General features: G+C 31.8%; 17 protein-coding genes. 14 read left to right on the forward strand and 3 right to left on the reverse strand.

All coding sequences use genetic code 11. The features are described from left to right. Positions 1 to 56: 56 nt before the first annotated feature. The 5 genes from GQF29_RS14315 (at position 57) to trxA (ending at position 5,798) form a co-directional block, all read left to right on the forward strand. Positions 57 to 1,787 carry an ABC transporter ATP-binding protein gene (locus GQF29_RS14315; RefSeq protein WP_008790483.1) on the forward strand — a complete coding sequence of 577 codons (1,731 nt, stop codon included), beginning with the start codon at positions 57 to 59 and terminating at the stop codon, positions 1,785 to 1,787. Beyond that, on the forward strand, positions 1,784 to 3,640 hold the full coding sequence (locus GQF29_RS14320) for an ABC transporter ATP-binding protein (protein ID WP_008790482.1): 1,857 nt from the start codon (positions 1,784 to 1,786) through the stop codon (positions 3,638 to 3,640). Before GQF29_RS14315 ends, GQF29_RS14320 begins: the two co-directional genes overlap by 4 nt. Before the next feature lie 123 nt (positions 3,641 to 3,763). Next, complete coding sequence (gene murB, locus GQF29_RS14325; protein ID WP_054688307.1) at positions 3,764 to 4,651, forward strand: UDP-N-acetylmuramate dehydrogenase; 888 nt, start codon at positions 3,764 to 3,766, stop codon at positions 4,649 to 4,651. A gap of 73 nt (positions 4,652 to 4,724) precedes the next feature. Further along, a complete protein-coding gene (locus GQF29_RS14330) occupies positions 4,725 to 5,387 on the forward strand; it encodes a nitroreductase family protein (RefSeq protein WP_017143816.1) in 663 nt (220 codons plus the stop codon). 102 nt (positions 5,388 to 5,489) lie between these two features. Then, the gene (gene trxA, locus GQF29_RS14335; RefSeq protein WP_008790479.1) at positions 5,490 to 5,798 is read left to right on the forward strand and encodes a thioredoxin; all 309 of its coding nucleotides are present in this window, start codon (positions 5,490 to 5,492) and stop codon (positions 5,796 to 5,798) included. A 12-nt stretch (positions 5,799 to 5,810) separates the two neighbouring features. Here trxA and GQF29_RS14340 read toward each other — a convergent pair whose 3' ends face one another. After that, positions 5,811 to 6,260, reverse strand: a complete 450-nt coding sequence (locus GQF29_RS14340; protein ID WP_008790478.1) for an HD domain-containing protein — start codon at positions 6,258 to 6,260, stop codon at positions 5,811 to 5,813. Continuing rightward, positions 6,257 to 7,579 (reverse strand): RsmB/NOP family class I SAM-dependent RNA methyltransferase, encoded by a 1,323-nt coding sequence (locus tag GQF29_RS14345; protein WP_008790477.1) that lies wholly within the window; start codon positions 7,577 to 7,579, stop codon positions 6,257 to 6,259. The genes GQF29_RS14340 and GQF29_RS14345 overlap by 4 nt, the downstream gene beginning before the upstream one ends. An 82-nt stretch (positions 7,580 to 7,661) precedes the next feature. Here GQF29_RS14345 and GQF29_RS14350 point away from each other — a divergent pair, with 82 nt between their 5' ends. From GQF29_RS14350 to GQF29_RS14385, 8 genes are all read left to right on the forward strand, one after another. Then, the gene (locus tag GQF29_RS14350) at positions 7,662 to 8,207 is read left to right on the forward strand and encodes a DNA-3-methyladenine glycosylase I (protein ID WP_008790476.1); all 546 of its coding nucleotides are present in this window, start codon (positions 7,662 to 7,664) and stop codon (positions 8,205 to 8,207) included. A gap of 177 nt (positions 8,208 to 8,384) precedes the next feature. Next, positions 8,385 to 8,849 (forward strand): PTS sugar transporter subunit IIA, encoded by a 465-nt coding sequence (locus tag GQF29_RS14355; RefSeq protein ID WP_017143815.1) that lies wholly within the window; start codon positions 8,385 to 8,387, stop codon positions 8,847 to 8,849. Between the two features lie 407 nt (positions 8,850 to 9,256). Then, on the forward strand, positions 9,257 to 9,985 hold the full coding sequence (locus tag GQF29_RS14360) for a segregation/condensation protein A (RefSeq protein ID WP_008790474.1): 729 nt from the start codon (positions 9,257 to 9,259) through the stop codon (positions 9,983 to 9,985). Continuing rightward, complete coding sequence (gene scpB / locus GQF29_RS14365; RefSeq protein WP_008790473.1) at positions 9,985 to 10,569, forward strand: SMC-Scp complex subunit ScpB; 585 nt, start codon at positions 9,985 to 9,987, stop codon at positions 10,567 to 10,569. Before GQF29_RS14360 ends, scpB begins: the two co-directional genes overlap by 1 nt. Before the next feature lie 100 nt (positions 10,570 to 10,669). After that, a complete protein-coding gene (locus GQF29_RS14370) occupies positions 10,670 to 12,391 on the forward strand; it encodes an ABC transporter ATP-binding protein/permease (RefSeq protein WP_008790472.1) in 1,722 nt (573 codons plus the stop codon). Then, on the forward strand, positions 12,388 to 14,046 hold the full coding sequence (locus GQF29_RS14375) for an amino acid ABC transporter ATP-binding/permease protein (protein WP_008790471.1): 1,659 nt from the start codon (positions 12,388 to 12,390) through the stop codon (positions 14,044 to 14,046). The genes GQF29_RS14370 and GQF29_RS14375 overlap by 4 nt, the downstream gene beginning before the upstream one ends. Continuing rightward, positions 14,047 to 14,334, forward strand: a complete 288-nt coding sequence (locus GQF29_RS14380) for a nitrous oxide-stimulated promoter family protein (RefSeq protein ID WP_008790470.1) — start codon at positions 14,047 to 14,049, stop codon at positions 14,332 to 14,334. A 12-nt stretch (positions 14,335 to 14,346) separates the two neighbouring features. Then, positions 14,347 to 14,721 (forward strand): YbaN family protein, encoded by a 375-nt coding sequence (locus GQF29_RS14385; protein ID WP_008790469.1) that lies wholly within the window; start codon positions 14,347 to 14,349, stop codon positions 14,719 to 14,721. A gap of 27 nt (positions 14,722 to 14,748) precedes the next feature. On the opposite strand, the gene GQF29_RS14390 is transcribed toward GQF29_RS14385, so the two are convergent. After that, complete coding sequence (locus tag GQF29_RS14390; protein WP_008790468.1) at positions 14,749 to 14,955, reverse strand: cold-shock protein; 207 nt, start codon at positions 14,953 to 14,955, stop codon at positions 14,749 to 14,751. Between the two features lie 214 nt (positions 14,956 to 15,169). On the opposite strand from GQF29_RS14390, the gene GQF29_RS14395 reads away from it, so the two are divergent. Next, complete coding sequence (locus tag GQF29_RS14395) at positions 15,170 to 16,387, forward strand: aminopeptidase (RefSeq protein ID WP_008790467.1); 1,218 nt, start codon at positions 15,170 to 15,172, stop codon at positions 16,385 to 16,387. Positions 16,388 to 16,491: the final 104 nt, after the last annotated feature.

Consider the following 16,491-nt stretch of genomic DNA (forward strand, 5'->3'; position numbering starts at 1 on the left):
ATTGTTCGTTAGCAAACAGTTTGGTTGCGTACTAAATAAAAAGAAAGGGTGATTATATGGTTAAGACCTTAATGAAGCAAATTAAAGAATATAAGAAAGATTCTTTATTAACAATGTTTTATGCCATTGTAGAAGTTATTTTAGAAATTATGATTCCATTATTAATGGCTGGTCTTATTGATCAAGGAATAGAAGCTCAGAATATGAGTGCTATTACCAGATATGGAATTATGATGTTTGTGATTGCCTTGTGTACATTGTCATTAGGTTTCTTAGCGGGGAAATTTGCTGCTCGTGCTTCTACAGGATTTGCAGCTAATTTAAGAGATGCTATGTATACCAATATCCAAACATTTTCTTTCTCTAATATTGATAAATACAGCACAGCAGGATTAGTCACAAGACTGACAACTGATGTGACAAATGTACAAGTTGCCTATCAGATGATTATACGTATGTGTATCCGAGCACCTATGAGTTTAATGAGTGCTTTAGCAATGGCAATGATCATTAATTTTAAGTTAAGTCTTATTTTTGTGGCAGCAATTGTCTTTTTGGTATTGGTGTTAGGAATGATTATGTATAAAGCAATGCGTTATTTTAATCAGGTTTTCCCAAAATATGATGATTTAAATGAAAGCGTTCAAGAGAATGTTGTGGGAATTCGTGTTGTGAAATCCTTTGTAAGAGAAAAACATGAAAATGAAAAGTTTAAGAAAGCAGCCCAAAGTATCTATAAGATGTTTGTGAAAGCTGAAAGTGTATTGGCATTTAACAATCCTGCCATGATGGTTTCAGTATATAGCTGTATTTTATTATTGTCTTGGCTAGGTGCAAAAAGTGTTGTTGGTGGAACTTTAACAACTGGACAACTCACAAGTTTATTTAGTTATACAATGAATATCTTAATGTCATTAATGATGTTATCAATGGCCTTTGTGATGATTACAATGTCAATTGCTTCAGCAAGACGTATTGCTGAAGTTATTAATGAACAATCTGACTTGGTTTCACCAGATAAAGCGTTAATGGAAGTGAAAGATGGTTCTATTGATTTCAATCTTGTGAACTTCTCATATAAGCATGGTGATGGAGAACCTGTTTTAAGAGATGTAAATTTGCATATTGCTTCTGGTGAAACGATAGGGATTATTGGCGGAACAGGAAGTGCGAAAAGCAGTCTTGTGAATTTAATTAGTCGTCTCTATGATGTGGAAAGTGGAAGTGTTTGTGTTGGTGGACATGATGTCCGTCATTATGATTTAGAAGTTTTAAGAGATGAAGTGGCTGTTGTTTTACAAAACAATGTCTTGTTTAGTGGGACAATTCTTCAAAATTTAAGATGGGGAAATGAAAATGCAACCCTTGAAGAATGTCAAGAAGCTTGTCGCTTGGCTTGTGCCGATGAGTTTGTACAAAGATTTGAAGATAGCTATAACACATATATTGAGCAAGGTGGAACAAATGTTTCTGGTGGACAAAAACAACGTTTATGTATTGCGAGAGCATTATTAAAGAAACCGAAGATTTTAATCTTAGATGATTCTACAAGTGCCGTTGATACAGCGACTGATGCAAGTATCCAGCAATCATTTGAAGAACGTATTCCAGATACAACAAAAATTATTATTTCTCAACGTATCTCTAGTGTTCAAAATGCTGATCGTATTATTGTTTTAAATGATGGAGTTGTAGACGGTTTTGATACACATGAAAAATTATTGAAAACAAACGCTATTTATCAGACAATTCATGAAACACAAACAAAAGGAAAGGAGGAAGCATGATGAAAAAGAAAAATGTATTAGGGCGCTTACTTAAAGACATCTTTAAACAATATAAAGTTCATTTGATTATTGTTTTTCTATGTATTATTGGAAATGCCATTGCAACTGTTCAAGGAACATTATTCATGCAGGTTTTAATTGATGATTATATTATCCCATTAATGGGAACTGCTTCTCCTGATTTTACAGGTTTATTTCATGCTTTATTGCGTGTAGCAGGATTCTTCCTTTTGGGAATTATTTGTGCTTATTCTTATAATCGCATTATGGTGAGTGTAACACAAGGTTATTTAAGAAATATGAGAATTCATTTGTTTGAACATATGGAGTCTTTACCTATTCGTTATTTTGATAGGACACCTCATGGTGATATCATGTCTGTTTATACAAATGATACAGATACATTAAGACAATTGATTAGTCAATCTATACCACAGTTGGTATCAAGTGCTATTACAATTATAACTGTCTTTATTTCAATGCTGACTTTAAGTTTACCTTTAACAGGTGTCAGTATGATTATGCTGTGTATTATGATTTTCACTTCTCAAAAACTTGGTGGATTATCAGGACGTTATTTTGTTCAGCAGCAAAATGAACTTGGAAAAGTGAATGGTTATATTGAAGAAATGATTTCTGGACAAAAGGTTGTGAAAGTCTTTAATCATGAAGAACAAGCTATTAATGATTTTAGAAAAATGAATAATGATCTAAGAGAAAGTGCATTTCAAGCCAATAAGTTTGCAAACATTTTAATGCCAATCACTATTCAAACAGGAAATGTATCTTATATTATCTGTGCTATTGTTGGCGCAGTTATGAGTTTAAATGGTTATGCTGGCATTACCATTGGGACATTGGTATCTTTCTTAACATTAAATAAAAACTTTAATCAGCCAATTGGGCAGATTTCACAACAAATCAATAGTGTTGCCATGGCACAGGCTGGTGCTAAACGTATCTTTGATTTGTTAGACCAGGAAAGTGAAACAGATGAAGGTGTTGTCACGTTATGTCGTGTTCAATATGTTGATGGTCAAATGGTCGAAACAAACGAAAGAACAGGACATTGGGCATGGCGTCATCCCCGTCAAAATGGTGGTGTTGAGCTTGTTGAAATGAAGGGCGATATTCGTTTAGAAAATGTTGATTTTGGTTATTTTGATGATCGTATGGTTTTACATGATGTGAGTGTTTTTGCTTCTCCTGGTGAAAAGATCGCTTTTGTTGGTGCCACTGGGGCAGGTAAAACAACCATTACAAATTTAATTAATCGTTTCTATGATATTCAAAAGGGAACAATTACGTATGATGGAATTGATATCAAGTTAATTAAAAAAGATGATCTAAGAAGATCGTTGGGCGTTGTTTTACAAGACACACATTTATTTACAGGTTCAATCATGGATAATATTCGTTATGGACGTTTAAATGCAACAGATGAGGAATGTATTGAGGCTGCAAAGTTAGCAAATGCTGATACATTTATTAAGCATCTTCCTGATGGCTATCAGACAATGTTAACTGGTGATGGTGGTCATTTATCACAAGGACAAAGACAGTTATTAGCAATTGCTAGAGCAGCAGTGGCAAATCCACCAGCTTTGATTCTTGATGAAGCCACTTCATCAATTGATTCACGTACTGAGAAGCTAGTTCAAAGTGGTATGGATAAATTGATGAATGGACGTACGACTTTGGTTATTGCACATAGATTATCAACAATTAAGAATAGTGACTGCATTATGGTTTTGGAACAAGGGCGTATTATTGAACGTGGAAATCATGAATCATTAATCAAGGAAAAAGGAAAGTATTATCAGTTATATACTGGTGCGATTGAAATGGATTAAGGTCGAAAGACCTTTTTCTTTTTGAAATATAAAAGAAAGAGCATAGAAGTTGTCATATCTTCATATTTTTTGTATAGTGGGGGAAAATGAAATAGAAGTGTGAAGAAGAGAGAGGAGTGTTCTATGTTTATTCAAGAATTAATGCAATATCAGATACAATATAAACAAAATGTATTTTTAAAAGAGTATACAACATTGCATATTGGTGGACGAGCTCATATTATGATTTTTCCAAAGTCAGTTCAGGAAATAGAACAGTGCTTAAAGTTATGTCAGAAGTATGACATGATTTATGTTGTTTTAGGGAAAGGAAGTAATATTTTAGCTTCGGATCAGGGGTATCATGGTGTTATTATTAACCTAACTATGTTTTGTGAAATGAAGAGGTTAGATGGACAGCGTATTTGTGTGCAAAGTGGTGCTACTTTAAAGAATGTTTGTGATTTTTGTTTACAGCAGGAATTGACAGGATTAGAGTTTGCTTGTGGAATTCCTGGGACAATTGGTGGAGCTGTTTATATGAATGCTGGAGCTTATGGTGGTGAAATGCAAGATGTCGTTGAGAAAGTTGTTTATTTGGATGATAAAGGAGTTAAAACGCTATCGCATAGTGAAATGCAATTTTCATATCGTCATAGTTATTTTTCTCAACAAAAAGGAATTATCTTGGAAGTGATATGTTGTCTAAAAATAGGCGATAAAGAACTTATGAAAAAACAAATGAATGATTTAATGAGACGTAGGCATGAAAAACAGCCAATGAGTGATTATAGTGCTGGAAGTACTTTTAAGCGCCCTAATGGGCATTATGCATCAGCATTAATTAAGCAATGTGGCTTACAAGGCTTTCAAATTGGTGGTGCACAAGTTTCATTAAAACATGCTGGTTTTTTAATTAATTGTGGACATGCCACAAGTCAAGAATTCTTACAGTTAATTAAGTATGTTCAAAAGACAGTATACAAACAAACTGGTTATCAATTAGAATGTGAGATTAAGATGTTAGAGTGATATGAGATTTTGAAAAGAATAATAGTGCCTTTTTTTGGAATATGATATAATGAAAAATGAAAGAAGGGATTATATGGATATAATACAGGCGATGCAAGAAAGACATTCTGTACGTCGTTTTAGAAGTCATGACATTCCACAAGAACTTGTTGACGTCTTGCAAAATGAAATCTATAAATGTAATCAGGAAGGACAATTGCATATACAACTCATTCTTCAGGAACCTGGTGCATTCCGTCAATTTTTTGTTCATTATGGACGTTTTAAAAATGTTCAGAATTATATAGTGTTAGTTGGCAGAAGGAATGATTCTTTGGAAGAAAGATTAGGATATTATGGAGAGAGAATTGTATTAAAGGCACAACAGTTGGGATTGAATACCTGTTGGGTGGGGGCAACTTATAGTTCTAAAAAAGTTGTTTGTCAAATAGATCATGATGAACAAATGATTTGTATTATAGCGATTGGTTATGGTGATAATCAAGGAAAACCTCATAAGAATAAACCTATGGAAAGTCTTTATCAATGTATTGATGAAAAGCCAGATTGGTTTTTATTAGGAATGGAGGCTATGATGTTAGCTCCAACTGCGATGAACCAACAGAAATTTTTTGTGACTCTCAAAAATAATAAAGTAGAGATAATGACTCAAGGGTCTTATGCGAATATTAATCGTGGCATTTTAAAATATCATTTTGAACAGGGGGCACATAAAACAAAAGAGATTTGGTTATAATGTTTTAAGATGCACATTTGTTGATAAAGTGCATACTCTATGATAGACTCTGTATAGATTGATAGAGAAATATCATAATAGAGAGAGAAAGGATGATTATATATGTCAAATGTATTACATGTAAATGCTCAAGAATTTAATGATCTTATTTCAAATAACGGATTGGTTTTTGTAGACTTCTTCGCTTCATGGTGTGGACCTTGTAAGATGTTAGCACCCAGTGTTGATAAATTAGCCGCTGAGCATCCAGAAGCAAAAGTTGTGAAAGTAGATGTTGATCAAGAAAATGCTCTTGCTATGCAATATGGAGTTCAATCAATTCCAACTTTAATTGTATTTAAGAACGGTCAACCAGTGAATCGTCAAATGGGATTTGTTCCTTATGAAGCTTTAGAAAATATGTTGAAATAAAAATATTTCCCATTATTTAGGGAGATATTTTTTTAACCTTTCTTGTGAGTGTTTATCAAAAATAATATCGGGTTCAGCGAGATACTGGGCTAAAACATCTGCATCTTTTAATAATTCACTATAGTCATCATCAATACAATCCTTGTTACTGTGTTTAGCAATCGCATTGACAATAATAACGATATCCTCTTCATCCATATCAGTTTCTAAAAGCAGTTGATGAGTCATTTCACTGCTGATTTTTGCGTGATGAAAAGAAGTGTGATTGATAAATTGACTGTAATCATGAAAGAGTCCCATAATTGAAGCTATTTGGATATTCAGATGTCTTTCTAAAGCTATTTTTTGACACAAATGACAGACACTTAAACTATGAAAATAGGCTTTTTCTTTAGAAGTACCAAAGCATTCTTTTTCTATATTTTGATAAAAGATATGTTTAAGCTGATCAAAATGGTTCATCGTCTTAGCCCCTTTGGATATAGATTTTTTGCTTGATGGTTACTTTCTTTATAAAATGATAAAGGATAATCTTCAACAAAGATAATACCATATCCTTTTTGAGTACTGCCTTCAATTGTTTCACCATGCAGATATTGAGTAACTTCTTGGTCATTCTCATGAAAACGATAGAATTGTTTCACATCATTTATCTGTAAAGTCAGTGCAAGTGCTAAACTTGGTTCAAAGCGATTTTTTTTACATTCACCTAAATAGAATCCATTTCTTAAAACACGAATGCCTTTGAGTTCTGGAAATTGAGGTAAGATTGCATAGATATGATTATTGTTGTCATATAAGTAAGTAGGAACCTTACAATTTAAATAAGTTTTATAGAAGTCTTGCACAAGTAACTGATTCTGTTTAGAAATGACTGGTTTTAAGTTTTTACTTTTGAATGGAGTCATTTCCCCATGTTTTTGAATTAATGCAATAAAATGTCCTTCCCCCTGATAATGATGAGGATATAAACGAACAGCTTCTTCCATATTCATGCCAGGACTCATACCATGACTTTTCTTTAAGGGAATCAGTGAACAATTATAATGATTTAAAAGGTATTGAATTTGTTCTTCGTTTTCAATAGTATTATATGTACATGTTGAATAAATCAATTGACCTTCTGGTTTTAATAAATTCATAGCAGCATCCAGTAACTGTCTTTGAATATGGGCACATTCATGAACTTTTTCTAGTGACCATGTTTCAATAGCAGCATCACTCTTTCTAAACATTCCCTCACCACTGCATGGTGCATCTAAAATAATCTTATCAAAGAAGCCCTTCAATTGGTTTTCAAAAACAAGTGGATCACAGTTTGTCACAATCGTATTTTTTAATCCAAATCTTTCTACATTTTCAGAAAGAATTTTTGCACGTAATGGAACAATATCATTGGCAATCATCAAACCATCTTCTGAAAGCTGGCTAGCAGCAGCGCATGTTTTTCCACCAGGGGCAGCACACATATCTAAGATATAATCGTCTTTTTGAATGTTAAGAAAATGTGTCACCAACATAGCGCTTGGTTCTTGGATATAATATAATCCACATGAAAAGAAAGGAGATTTTCCTAAAGGATATTTTTCATAATTGAAATAATATCCATCTTTAACAACAACATGAGGTTGAATAAATTCTTTATTTAGATATTTTATTGCTTCTTTTTTATGAGGATTTAAATAAAAAGCTTTGACAGCTGGTTGTTCTAATGCCTTCATAAAATCAGGATATTCATTTTTTAATATGTCTTGCATTTGTTTTTCAAATAATCTATTCATCGTCTTCACCTTTTCTCATTATACAAAGCAAAAGGGGCTGTGTAAATATTTAATCTATGTTATACTGAAATTGGTGATGAAAATGAAGAGATGTGCATGGGCATATAGTGATGAATTAAGAGAATATCATGATCATGTGTGGGGAAAACCACAGCATGATGAAATCATGTTATTTAAAATGTTAGTATTAGAAGGTTTACAGGCTGGTTTAAGTTGGGAAATTATATTAAAAAAAGAAAAAGCTTATGAAGATGCTTTAAATCATTTTGATTATGTCAAGATTGCTCAGTATCAGGAAGATAAATATAATGAATTAATGGAGACACCATTGTTAATTAAAAATAAACTCAAGATGAGAGCCATTATAAGTAATGCTCAAGCATTTCTAAAAGTGCAAGAAGAATTTGGGTGTTTTGATGAGTACATATGGTCATATGTTGGACATAAGCAGATTGTTCATGATTACAATAATACTCAGGATGTTCCAGCTTTTGATGAGTTATCTATAGAAATATCTAAAGATTTAAAAAAACGTGGTTTTAAGTTTGTTGGACCTACAATCATCTATAGTTATTTACAGGCGATAGGTATTTATAATGATCATGAATTGTTATGTGATTTTCGCTAAAAAAATAGTATATTGTCTTTTTAAAGATAATATATTTGTGAAAGCATTGACACTCCTTTTGCTTGATGCTAGAATATGAAAGTAAGTAGGGATGTCACTTCTTTAAAGACATAAACCTTCAATAGTTATACTATTTATGGTTGGTTTTTTAAGAAGTTTTTTTATAGAGGTGAAATGATGTTAAATTTATTTAAAAGTAAAAAATATATTGGTTTACATGCTCCAGTTAATGGGGATATTATAGCGTTAAAGGATCTTTTAGATACAAAGAAAATAGGAGATGGGATAGCCTTTCGCTTTGATGGAAATCTGATTTATTCACCTTGTCATGCATTCGTAAGTATGCTTTCAAAAAATAATCACGCTATTAAGCTGACCATGGAAAATGGAATTGAAATTCTTATTGAAGTCGGTTTGGATGCTGAGAAATTGAGTGGTACAGGAATTGATGTTTTTGTAAAAGTGGGGCAAAATGTAAAAGCAGGTGATCCTCTTTTGCAGATAGATAGGCAATTCTTTGTTTCTCAAGGTGTTGAGTTAATTATTCCTATGATTGTCATGAAGAGTCAAAACTATCAGTTAAAGATCAAAATGAGTGGACAGGCGTCTGTCTTAGGTGAATATGTTGTTATATTCAAGTAGTCTCACAGTATTAGGGAATGTATAAAGTATTGTTTTTAATAAAAATCCAAGGAATGATTTCTTGGATTTTTCTATGTCATGAATATTTCTATGATGGAATGTTTTCTATGGCTGAATTTAACTTGATAGAAAGTAGAACTCAAACTGAGATACTTTCATAAAATATTTGTAAATAAGTGCTGTTAATTGATTTATCAATATAAGAAATGGCACTGAATATGAGATATGAATGCGATCAAAACTTCTATAAATATATGATGAATATATTGAAAAAGGCAAGTTAAATGAGTTATATATCTTTATATTATTGTATGTGTCATGAATGGTCAAACTCTTAAAGAATGTAAAAAATAAATAAAGAAATTTATAAATAATTATGATATAATAACTTGCGGGAGTGTGATTGTATGAGTTATGAGGTTGTAATTGATGATTTTCAAGGACCATTAGATCTGCTTTTACATTTGATTAAAGAAAAGGAAATGGACTTGGAAACATTAGAGGTTTCTGTTATTACTGATCAATATTTAGCCTATATTGACCAAATGGATGCTGATCAACTTGAAACAATGTCTGAATATCTTGTTATGGCGGCACAATTAATTGAGATGAAAAGTAAGATGCTTCTACCTAATGAAAAAGTAGAATTAGAAGATGATTATCAAGAAGACCCAAGAGAACAATTAATTAGAAGATTGATTGAATATAAAAAATATAAGGATATCTTAGATGATGTTCGTGAATGTTATGAATATAGACAAACTTTACATACAAAAGCACCAGCATTAATGGATGATTATGTTGTGGATACATCAGAATTAATTCCTGATCATTTAGAGGTTTATGATTTAATTAAAGCAATGCAAAAAATGTTTCAAAGAAAAGTGTTACATGCTCCATTAGAATCACGTATTGCTCGTGTTGAGATTTCTATTGAGGAACGAAGTGATCAAATCAGACAATATTTTAAGTTGCATAAAAATCAACGTATTCGTTTTGAGGAATTATTTGAAGAACCAACAAGAACATTTTTTGTTGTTACGTTTTTATCTATTCTGGTTTTGGTTAATACAAATGAATTAATTATTGAACAAGATGGAAATTTTGAGAACATATATTTAAAGGAGAGAAATTAATGGAACATGATGAAATATTAAGTGTTATAGAAGGAATGCTCTTTTTATCAGGGGATGAAGGATTAACCATTAAGCAAATCTCATCAGTATTACAAATTGGCAAAAAAGAAGCAACAACTTATGTTGATGAACTCATTCAAGTTATTAACGAAAGAGCAGTAAAAGGGTTTGAATTGGTTAATTTTGGTGGTGTATTTAAACTGATTACCTTTTCTTCACATCATGAATTCTATCAGCGAATGATTGAACAAAATGAAAATACCCTTTCTAATGCAGCATTAGAAACATTGGCTATAATTGCTTATAATCAACCTGTTACTCGTGTGCGTATTGAAGAAATTAGAGGGGTAGGATGTGATGCAATGATTCGAAAATTAGCTGCAAAAGCCTTGATTAAAGAAGTTGGCAGAGAAGATACACCTGGAAAGCCGATTTTGTATGGTGTGACTGATGAATTTATGGATGCATTTTCATTGACATCATTAGATGAATTACCTGAATTAAAGGAAATGAAAGAGGATTTTGATCAGGATGATATTTTTAATACAAAATATACTGAAAGTATGGAGGAAGGAGAACAGTAAAATGTTCTCTTTTTTTATTGACACTTCAGTTAGTTCGTGCTAACATCTAATCATTGAAGTTAGTTTGCGCTAACTAAATGTTGAATTTGGAGGAAAAAAGATGTTTGATAAGAGATTGATTAAAGAAATACCTGAAGCAAAAGCTTATGTAAAAAGACAAGTTCTATGCCAATGGATTGCATTGATTATGAATATCATATTTACCGTTGGATTGAGTTATACATTGGTTTTGTTGTTTCAAGAACAGTTAACAATTGAGATTTTAATGATTGGCATTGTTTTCGCAATCATTCTTTTTGTTATACGAGGTATTGTTTTGAAGAAAGCAACTCAATTTTCTTTTGCTGGAGCGAGTCTTGTCAAAAAAATATTGCGTGAAAGATTATTTAAGAAAATATTAGAGTTAGGTGGTCATTATCAGGATTATGTTGCAACAAGTGAATTGGTTCAATTAGGGGGAGAAGGAATTAATCAGTTAGAAACCTATTTTGCGCTTTATCTCCCTCAATTGTTTTATAGTGTACTCGCCCCTGTGACATTGTTTATTATCATTTCATTTTATGATTTTATGAGTGCACTTGTATTATTTTTATGTGTACCTATGATTCCTTTGTCAATAGTTCTGATTCAAAAAATTGCTAAAAAGTTATTAGCTAAATACTGGAATAGCTATACAACACTTGGTGATAGTTTCTTAGAAAATCTTCAAGGATTAACAACTTTGAAAATATATCAGAGTGATGAATTTAAACAAAAAGAAATGAATAAAGAAGCTGAGAATTTTAGAAAAGTAACTATGCGTGTCTTAATTATGCAATTGAATAGCATTAGTGTTATGGATATTGTTGCATATGGTGGTGCTGGTTTGGGAAGTTATTTTGCAATTACACATTATATGTATCAAGAGATATCTTTATTTATAGCATTATTTATTATCTTATTATCGTTTGAATTTTTTATTCCGTTAAGGCAACTGGGGTCTTTTTTTCATATTGCAATGAATGGTATTGCGGCTAGTGAAAAATTATTTAGAGTTTTTGATATTGAACATCAGCAAAGTGGAAAATTTGATTTCAAAGAAGGAGATTTTGGGTTATGTGTTGATCAATTATCTTTTCAATATACAAAAGAACAACCTTTATTAAAAGAAGTTTCATTTCAAATCAAGCCAAATCAATTTGTAGGAATTGTTGGAGAAAGTGGTTCTGGTAAAAGTACAATCGCAAAATTAATTATGGGATATCATCAAGATTATCAGGGAGAAATCAGAATTCAAACTCATCAAAGATATGATATTGATGATACAGTTTTCTTCAATCATTTTGTTTATATGACTCATGATCCTATGATTTTTAAAGGAACATTAAGAGAAAATATAGATATGTTAAATCAGTATCAAGATAAAGAGATTTGGGAAGCTTTGGAGAAAGTGAATTTGGCCTCTTTCTTTCATCAGCATAATGGATTACAGACACTTTTATTAGAATCAGGAAGTAATTTATCTGGTGGACAAAAACAAAGATTAAATTTAGCGAGAGCTATTCTTAAAAACGGAGATGTTTATATTTTTGATGAAGCAACAAGTAATATTGATGTGGAAAGTGAAAATGCCATTTTAGAAGTCATTAAGGACTTGTCTAAAGAAAAAACGATTCTTTTTATTACTCACCGTTTGAGTAGTGTAATTGACTGTGATGATATTTTGGTCATGAAACAGGGAGAGTTGATAGAACAAGGGACACATCAACAATTAAAGGCACAAAATGGTGTTTATGCACAAATGTTTACAAAACAAGCAAAATTGGAGGTTTATCAAGGATGAAAAAGGAATTAAATAATATTCAAGTTGTATGGCGTATGCTGGCACTTGTCAAACCGTTAACATTGCCAATGTCTTTTGCAGTCATTATGGGTGTTTTAGGATTTATTTGTGCCATTGGGATACCAGTTCTTTCAGTTATGGCTCTATTACAAATTGCAGGGATGTATCCCCATATAGATATGTCTATGTTGTTAATCTTTTTACTTGGTATGGCAGTGTTAAGGGGGCTTCTTCATTATGCTGAACAGGCAGCCAATCATTATATTGCTTTTAAACTCTTAGCGATTATTCGCGATCAGGTCTATGGTGTTTTGAGACGTTTGTGTCCAGCAAAACTGGATCGTAAAGATAAGGGCAATTTGATTTCTTTGATTACAAATGATATTGAATTATTAGAAGTTTTCTATGCTCATACGATTTCTCCAGTTCTGATTGCATTTTTAACATCATTAATAATGTTAAAATTCTTTGCTCATTTACATATGATTGCTATGATTATTGCACTTTGTGCATATATAACTATGGCTATAGTTATCCCTTTTTATGTCAATATGAAAGGAAAAGATATAGGGCAGAAAAATAGAAATGAAATAGGTCATATGAGTAGTTTTTTATTAGAAAGTTTTAGGGGATTAACGACTATCCTGCAATATCATATGGGACATAAACGAACAAAAAAGATGATAGATATGAGTGATAATATAGAAGATTTACAATCACAAATGAAAGATATTGAAGCCATTCAATTGGTAGCATCACAAATACTGATTTCGTTATCAGCGATTGTGATGTTTGTAAGTATGTTTGTTTTATATCTGCAAGGTGAAATAAGTGTTTATAGGGTGATTATGGCAACTGTTTTGATGTTATCTAGTTTTGGTCCTGTTTTGGCACTATCCAATTTAGCAAACAATCTTCTTTCCACATTAAGCAGTGGAAGACGCGTTTTGGCTTTGTTAGATGAAGAAGAACTCATTAAAGATGTGAGTGGCCAAACTGAAACATCATTTGGTGATATTTATGTTGATAATCTTTCGTTTGCATATGAAGAAGAAGTTATTCTTCAAGATGTTCATCATATTTTTAAACAAGGTCAGGTGACAGGTATTGTTGGGAAAAGTGGTAGTGGAAAATCAACATTATTGAAACTGATGATGCGCTTTTATGATCCAACAACGGGTATCATTCGAATTTCAGATCGAGATTTAAAGAATATCAATACTCAAGACATGCGACATATGTTTGCCTATGTAACTCAAGAAACAGTTCTTTTTCATGATTCTATTCTTAATAATGTAAAGATTGCTAAATTAAATGCAACCAATCAGGAGGTCTATGAAGCTTGTCAGCAAGCAAGTATTCATGATTTTATTATGTCATTACCACAAGGATATAACACAAAAGTAGCGGAATTAGGCGCATCATTATCTGGAGGAGAAAGACAAAGAATTGGACTTGCAAGAGCTTTTCTGAGTGATGCACCATGCATTTTGTTAGATGAACCTACAAGTAACTTAGATGTTTTAAATGAGGCTGTCATTTTAAGTTCTTTACAACAACAAAAGAATAAAACAATTATTTTGGTTTCTCATCGTGAATCAACAATGAAAATTGCTGATAAAGTGATTGAAATGGATATGGGGCGTATGAGTTAAATGGATATTGAAAAGAAAAGGCAAAAAGAGATTGAGATTGTTTCATTGATGATTCATTTGTATTGTCGTTATCATGATGATATTGATGAACAGGAACTGATAGGTTATGCAGCAGGACGGATTGAGAAATGTCCAATGATGCAAAAAAAGACATTTTGCAGTCAATGTCCTATCCATTGCTATCAAAAAGAAATGCAGGAAAAAATAAAAAAGGTCATGCGTTATAGTGGACCAAGGATGATATTTTATCATCCTATCTTAGCTATAAAACATGTTATTCAAAAATAAGGAGGAAGAATAATGAAGGTGATTTATTTTATAGGTGGTATAGTTTGTTTTGTTTTAGGTGCAATTGGTGTGGTTTTACCAATTTTACCAACAACTCCATTTTTATTAGCCGCAGCATTTTGTTTTGCAAGAAGTTCACAAAAGGTCAATGACTGGTTTTTACAAACCAAACTCTATCGCAATCACTTAGATTCATTTGTTCAAGAACGTGCAATGACCCTCAAAACAAAAGTATCTATCTTAGGTTTTGCCAGTTTTATGTTAGCTTTCCCCTTGATATTTAGTCAAAATATTTATTTGAGAATTCTGATTATTTGTTTGTACTGTATAAAATATTATTACTTTATATTTAAAATTAAAACGATTTCTTCACAAAAGACAATATAAAAAGCACTCTCAGAGTGCTTTTTTGGTTTACCCAATAACTGTTACGTTAGCAGCTTGAGGACCTCTGTCTCCTTCAACGATATCGAATTCAACAGTTTGTCCTTCTTCTAAAGTTTTGAAACCATCAGTGTTGATAGCTGAAAAATGTACGAATACATCTTTGTTTTCACCTTCAAGAGTGATGAAACCAAATCCTTTATCAGATTTAAACCATTTTACTTTACCTGTACTCATTATGAAGTACCTCCTTTAAAATTTGCAAAAAACCCAGTACCTCATTTTTAAACTACTATGAAATCCTAAAGAATTACTAATACTTTTGAAAATTACGTGCTCTGTTCCTTTGCTATAAGATATTATAGCATAGTCTTGTTTTTCATACAAGTTATTGTTGACAATGAAATTTAATAATGTATCATTTTCTTATAAGAGAAAAGGTGGTTAGAATATGTTAGAAAAATATGCTGAATTAATTGTTAAACAAGGAGTGAATTTACAGAAAGGACAAGAACTTGTCATTACTGCTTCAATTGAATGCTTCGAACTTGTACGTGCTGTTGCTAGGCAAGCTTTTGCAGTAGGAGCAAAAGATGTTATTGTTGATTATACTGATGAGAAAGTTACCCGATTACGCTATGAGAATTGTCCTGTTGAACATTTTCAGGAAGTTCCGCTATATTTTGCTGAACTCAAGAATCAATATGCCTTAAAACATGCTGCTGTTCTTTCAATTGTTTCAAGTAATCCCGAAGCAATGAAAGGCATTGATCCTATGAAAATTCAAACATGGAATATTGCTGTTCATAAAACTTGTCAGACTTTTTTTGACCATTTAGATATGGGAATTGATCGTTGGTGTATTGTTGGTGCACCAAGTGTTGGATGGGCGAATAAAGTCTTTCCTGATATGAGTGACCAAGAAGCAGTTCAGGCATTATGGCAAGCGATTTATAAAGTCACACGTTGTGATCAAGAAAATCCTATTGAAGCTTGGAATGAACATCGTCGTTCTTTTGAAAGAAGAGTTCAAATCTTAAATGAGAAAAAAATCAAATCTTTACATTATCATAATAGTTTAGGAACTGATTTGACAATTGGACTTAATGATGGTTATCTTTTTGCAGGAGGAGGAAGTTATACAACAGATGGCATCTATTCATTTCCAAATATGCCAACTGAAGAAATCTTCAGTTCTCCAGATAGAAATCAAGTCAATGGAACTGTTTATAGCTCTATGCCTTTAAATTATAATGGTCATCTTGTTGATCAATTTTCTATGACTTTTGAAAATGGTCGGATTGTTGATTTTCATGCAGAAGTTGGTTATGAAGTTTTAAAGAGTATTATTGAAACAGATGAAGGGAGTCATTATTTAGGTGAAGTTGCATTGGTTCCATACAATTCACCAATTCGTAATATGGGCATCTTATTTTATAATACTTTATTTGATGAAAATGCAGCATGTCACTTAGCGATTGGAAAAGGTTTTGGTGAATGTCTTAAAAATGGTTTAACTATGAGCAAGGAACAATTATTAGAAAAAGGAATTAATGATTCTTTAACACATGTTGATTTTATGATTGGAACAAAAGATTTATCAATCATAGCAACTTTAGATAATGGTGAAGAATTTGTTGTCTTTGAAAATGGAAACTATGCTTTTTAATATCGAGCAATCTTCAAAAGATTGCTTTTTCTTATGAAAAATAGAAAATGTATAAAAAAGTAGGGACTATCCCTATAATAAATAGAGAAAAACAGTGATTTGAA

It is taken from the genome of Coprobacillus cateniformis, assembly GCF_009767585.1.
Lineage (GTDB): Bacteria > Bacillota_I > Bacilli_A > Erysipelotrichales > Coprobacillaceae > Coprobacillus > Coprobacillus cateniformis.

Excerpts from the sequence above, each read along its gene's own strand:
- GQF29_RS14375 (WP_008790471.1), top strand. The coding sequence starts at position 12,388 with ATGAAAAAGGAATTAAATAATATTCAAGTTGTATGGCGTATGCTGGCA.
- GQF29_RS14370 (WP_008790472.1), top strand. The coding sequence starts at position 10,670 with ATGTTTGATAAGAGATTGATTAAAGAAATACCTGAAGCAAAAGCTTAT.
- GQF29_RS14315 (WP_008790483.1), top strand. The coding sequence starts at position 57 with ATGGTTAAGACCTTAATGAAGCAAATTAAAGAATATAAGAAAGATTCT.
- GQF29_RS14330 (WP_017143816.1), top strand. The coding sequence starts at position 4,725 with ATGGATATAATACAGGCGATGCAAGAAAGACATTCTGTACGTCGTTTT.
- GQF29_RS14350 (WP_008790476.1), top strand. The coding sequence starts at position 7,662 with ATGAAGAGATGTGCATGGGCATATAGTGATGAATTAAGAGAATATCAT.
- GQF29_RS14380 (WP_008790470.1), top strand. The coding sequence starts at position 14,047 with ATGGATATTGAAAAGAAAAGGCAAAAAGAGATTGAGATTGTTTCATTG.
- GQF29_RS14360 (WP_008790474.1), top strand. The coding sequence starts at position 9,257 with ATGAGTTATGAGGTTGTAATTGATGATTTTCAAGGACCATTAGATCTG.
- GQF29_RS14385 (WP_008790469.1), top strand. The coding sequence starts at position 14,347 with ATGAAGGTGATTTATTTTATAGGTGGTATAGTTTGTTTTGTTTTAGGT.
- scpB (WP_008790473.1), top strand. The coding sequence starts at position 9,985 with ATGGAACATGATGAAATATTAAGTGTTATAGAAGGAATGCTCTTTTTA.
- GQF29_RS14340 (WP_008790478.1), bottom strand. The coding sequence starts at position 6,260 with ATGAACCATTTTGATCAGCTTAAACATATCTTTTATCAAAATATAGAA.
- GQF29_RS14390 (WP_008790468.1), bottom strand. The coding sequence starts at position 14,955 with ATGAGTACAGGTAAAGTAAAATGGTTTAAATCTGATAAAGGATTTGGT.
- trxA (WP_008790479.1), top strand. The coding sequence starts at position 5,490 with ATGTCAAATGTATTACATGTAAATGCTCAAGAATTTAATGATCTTATT.
- GQF29_RS14320 (WP_008790482.1), top strand. The coding sequence starts at position 1,784 with ATGATGAAAAAGAAAAATGTATTAGGGCGCTTACTTAAAGACATCTTT.
- GQF29_RS14355 (WP_017143815.1), top strand. The coding sequence starts at position 8,385 with ATGTTAAATTTATTTAAAAGTAAAAAATATATTGGTTTACATGCTCCA.
- murB (WP_054688307.1), top strand. The coding sequence starts at position 3,764 with ATGTTTATTCAAGAATTAATGCAATATCAGATACAATATAAACAAAAT.
- GQF29_RS14395 (WP_008790467.1), top strand. The coding sequence starts at position 15,170 with ATGTTAGAAAAATATGCTGAATTAATTGTTAAACAAGGAGTGAATTTA.
- GQF29_RS14345 (WP_008790477.1), bottom strand. The coding sequence starts at position 7,579 with ATGAATAGATTATTTGAAAAACAAATGCAAGACATATTAAAAAATGAA.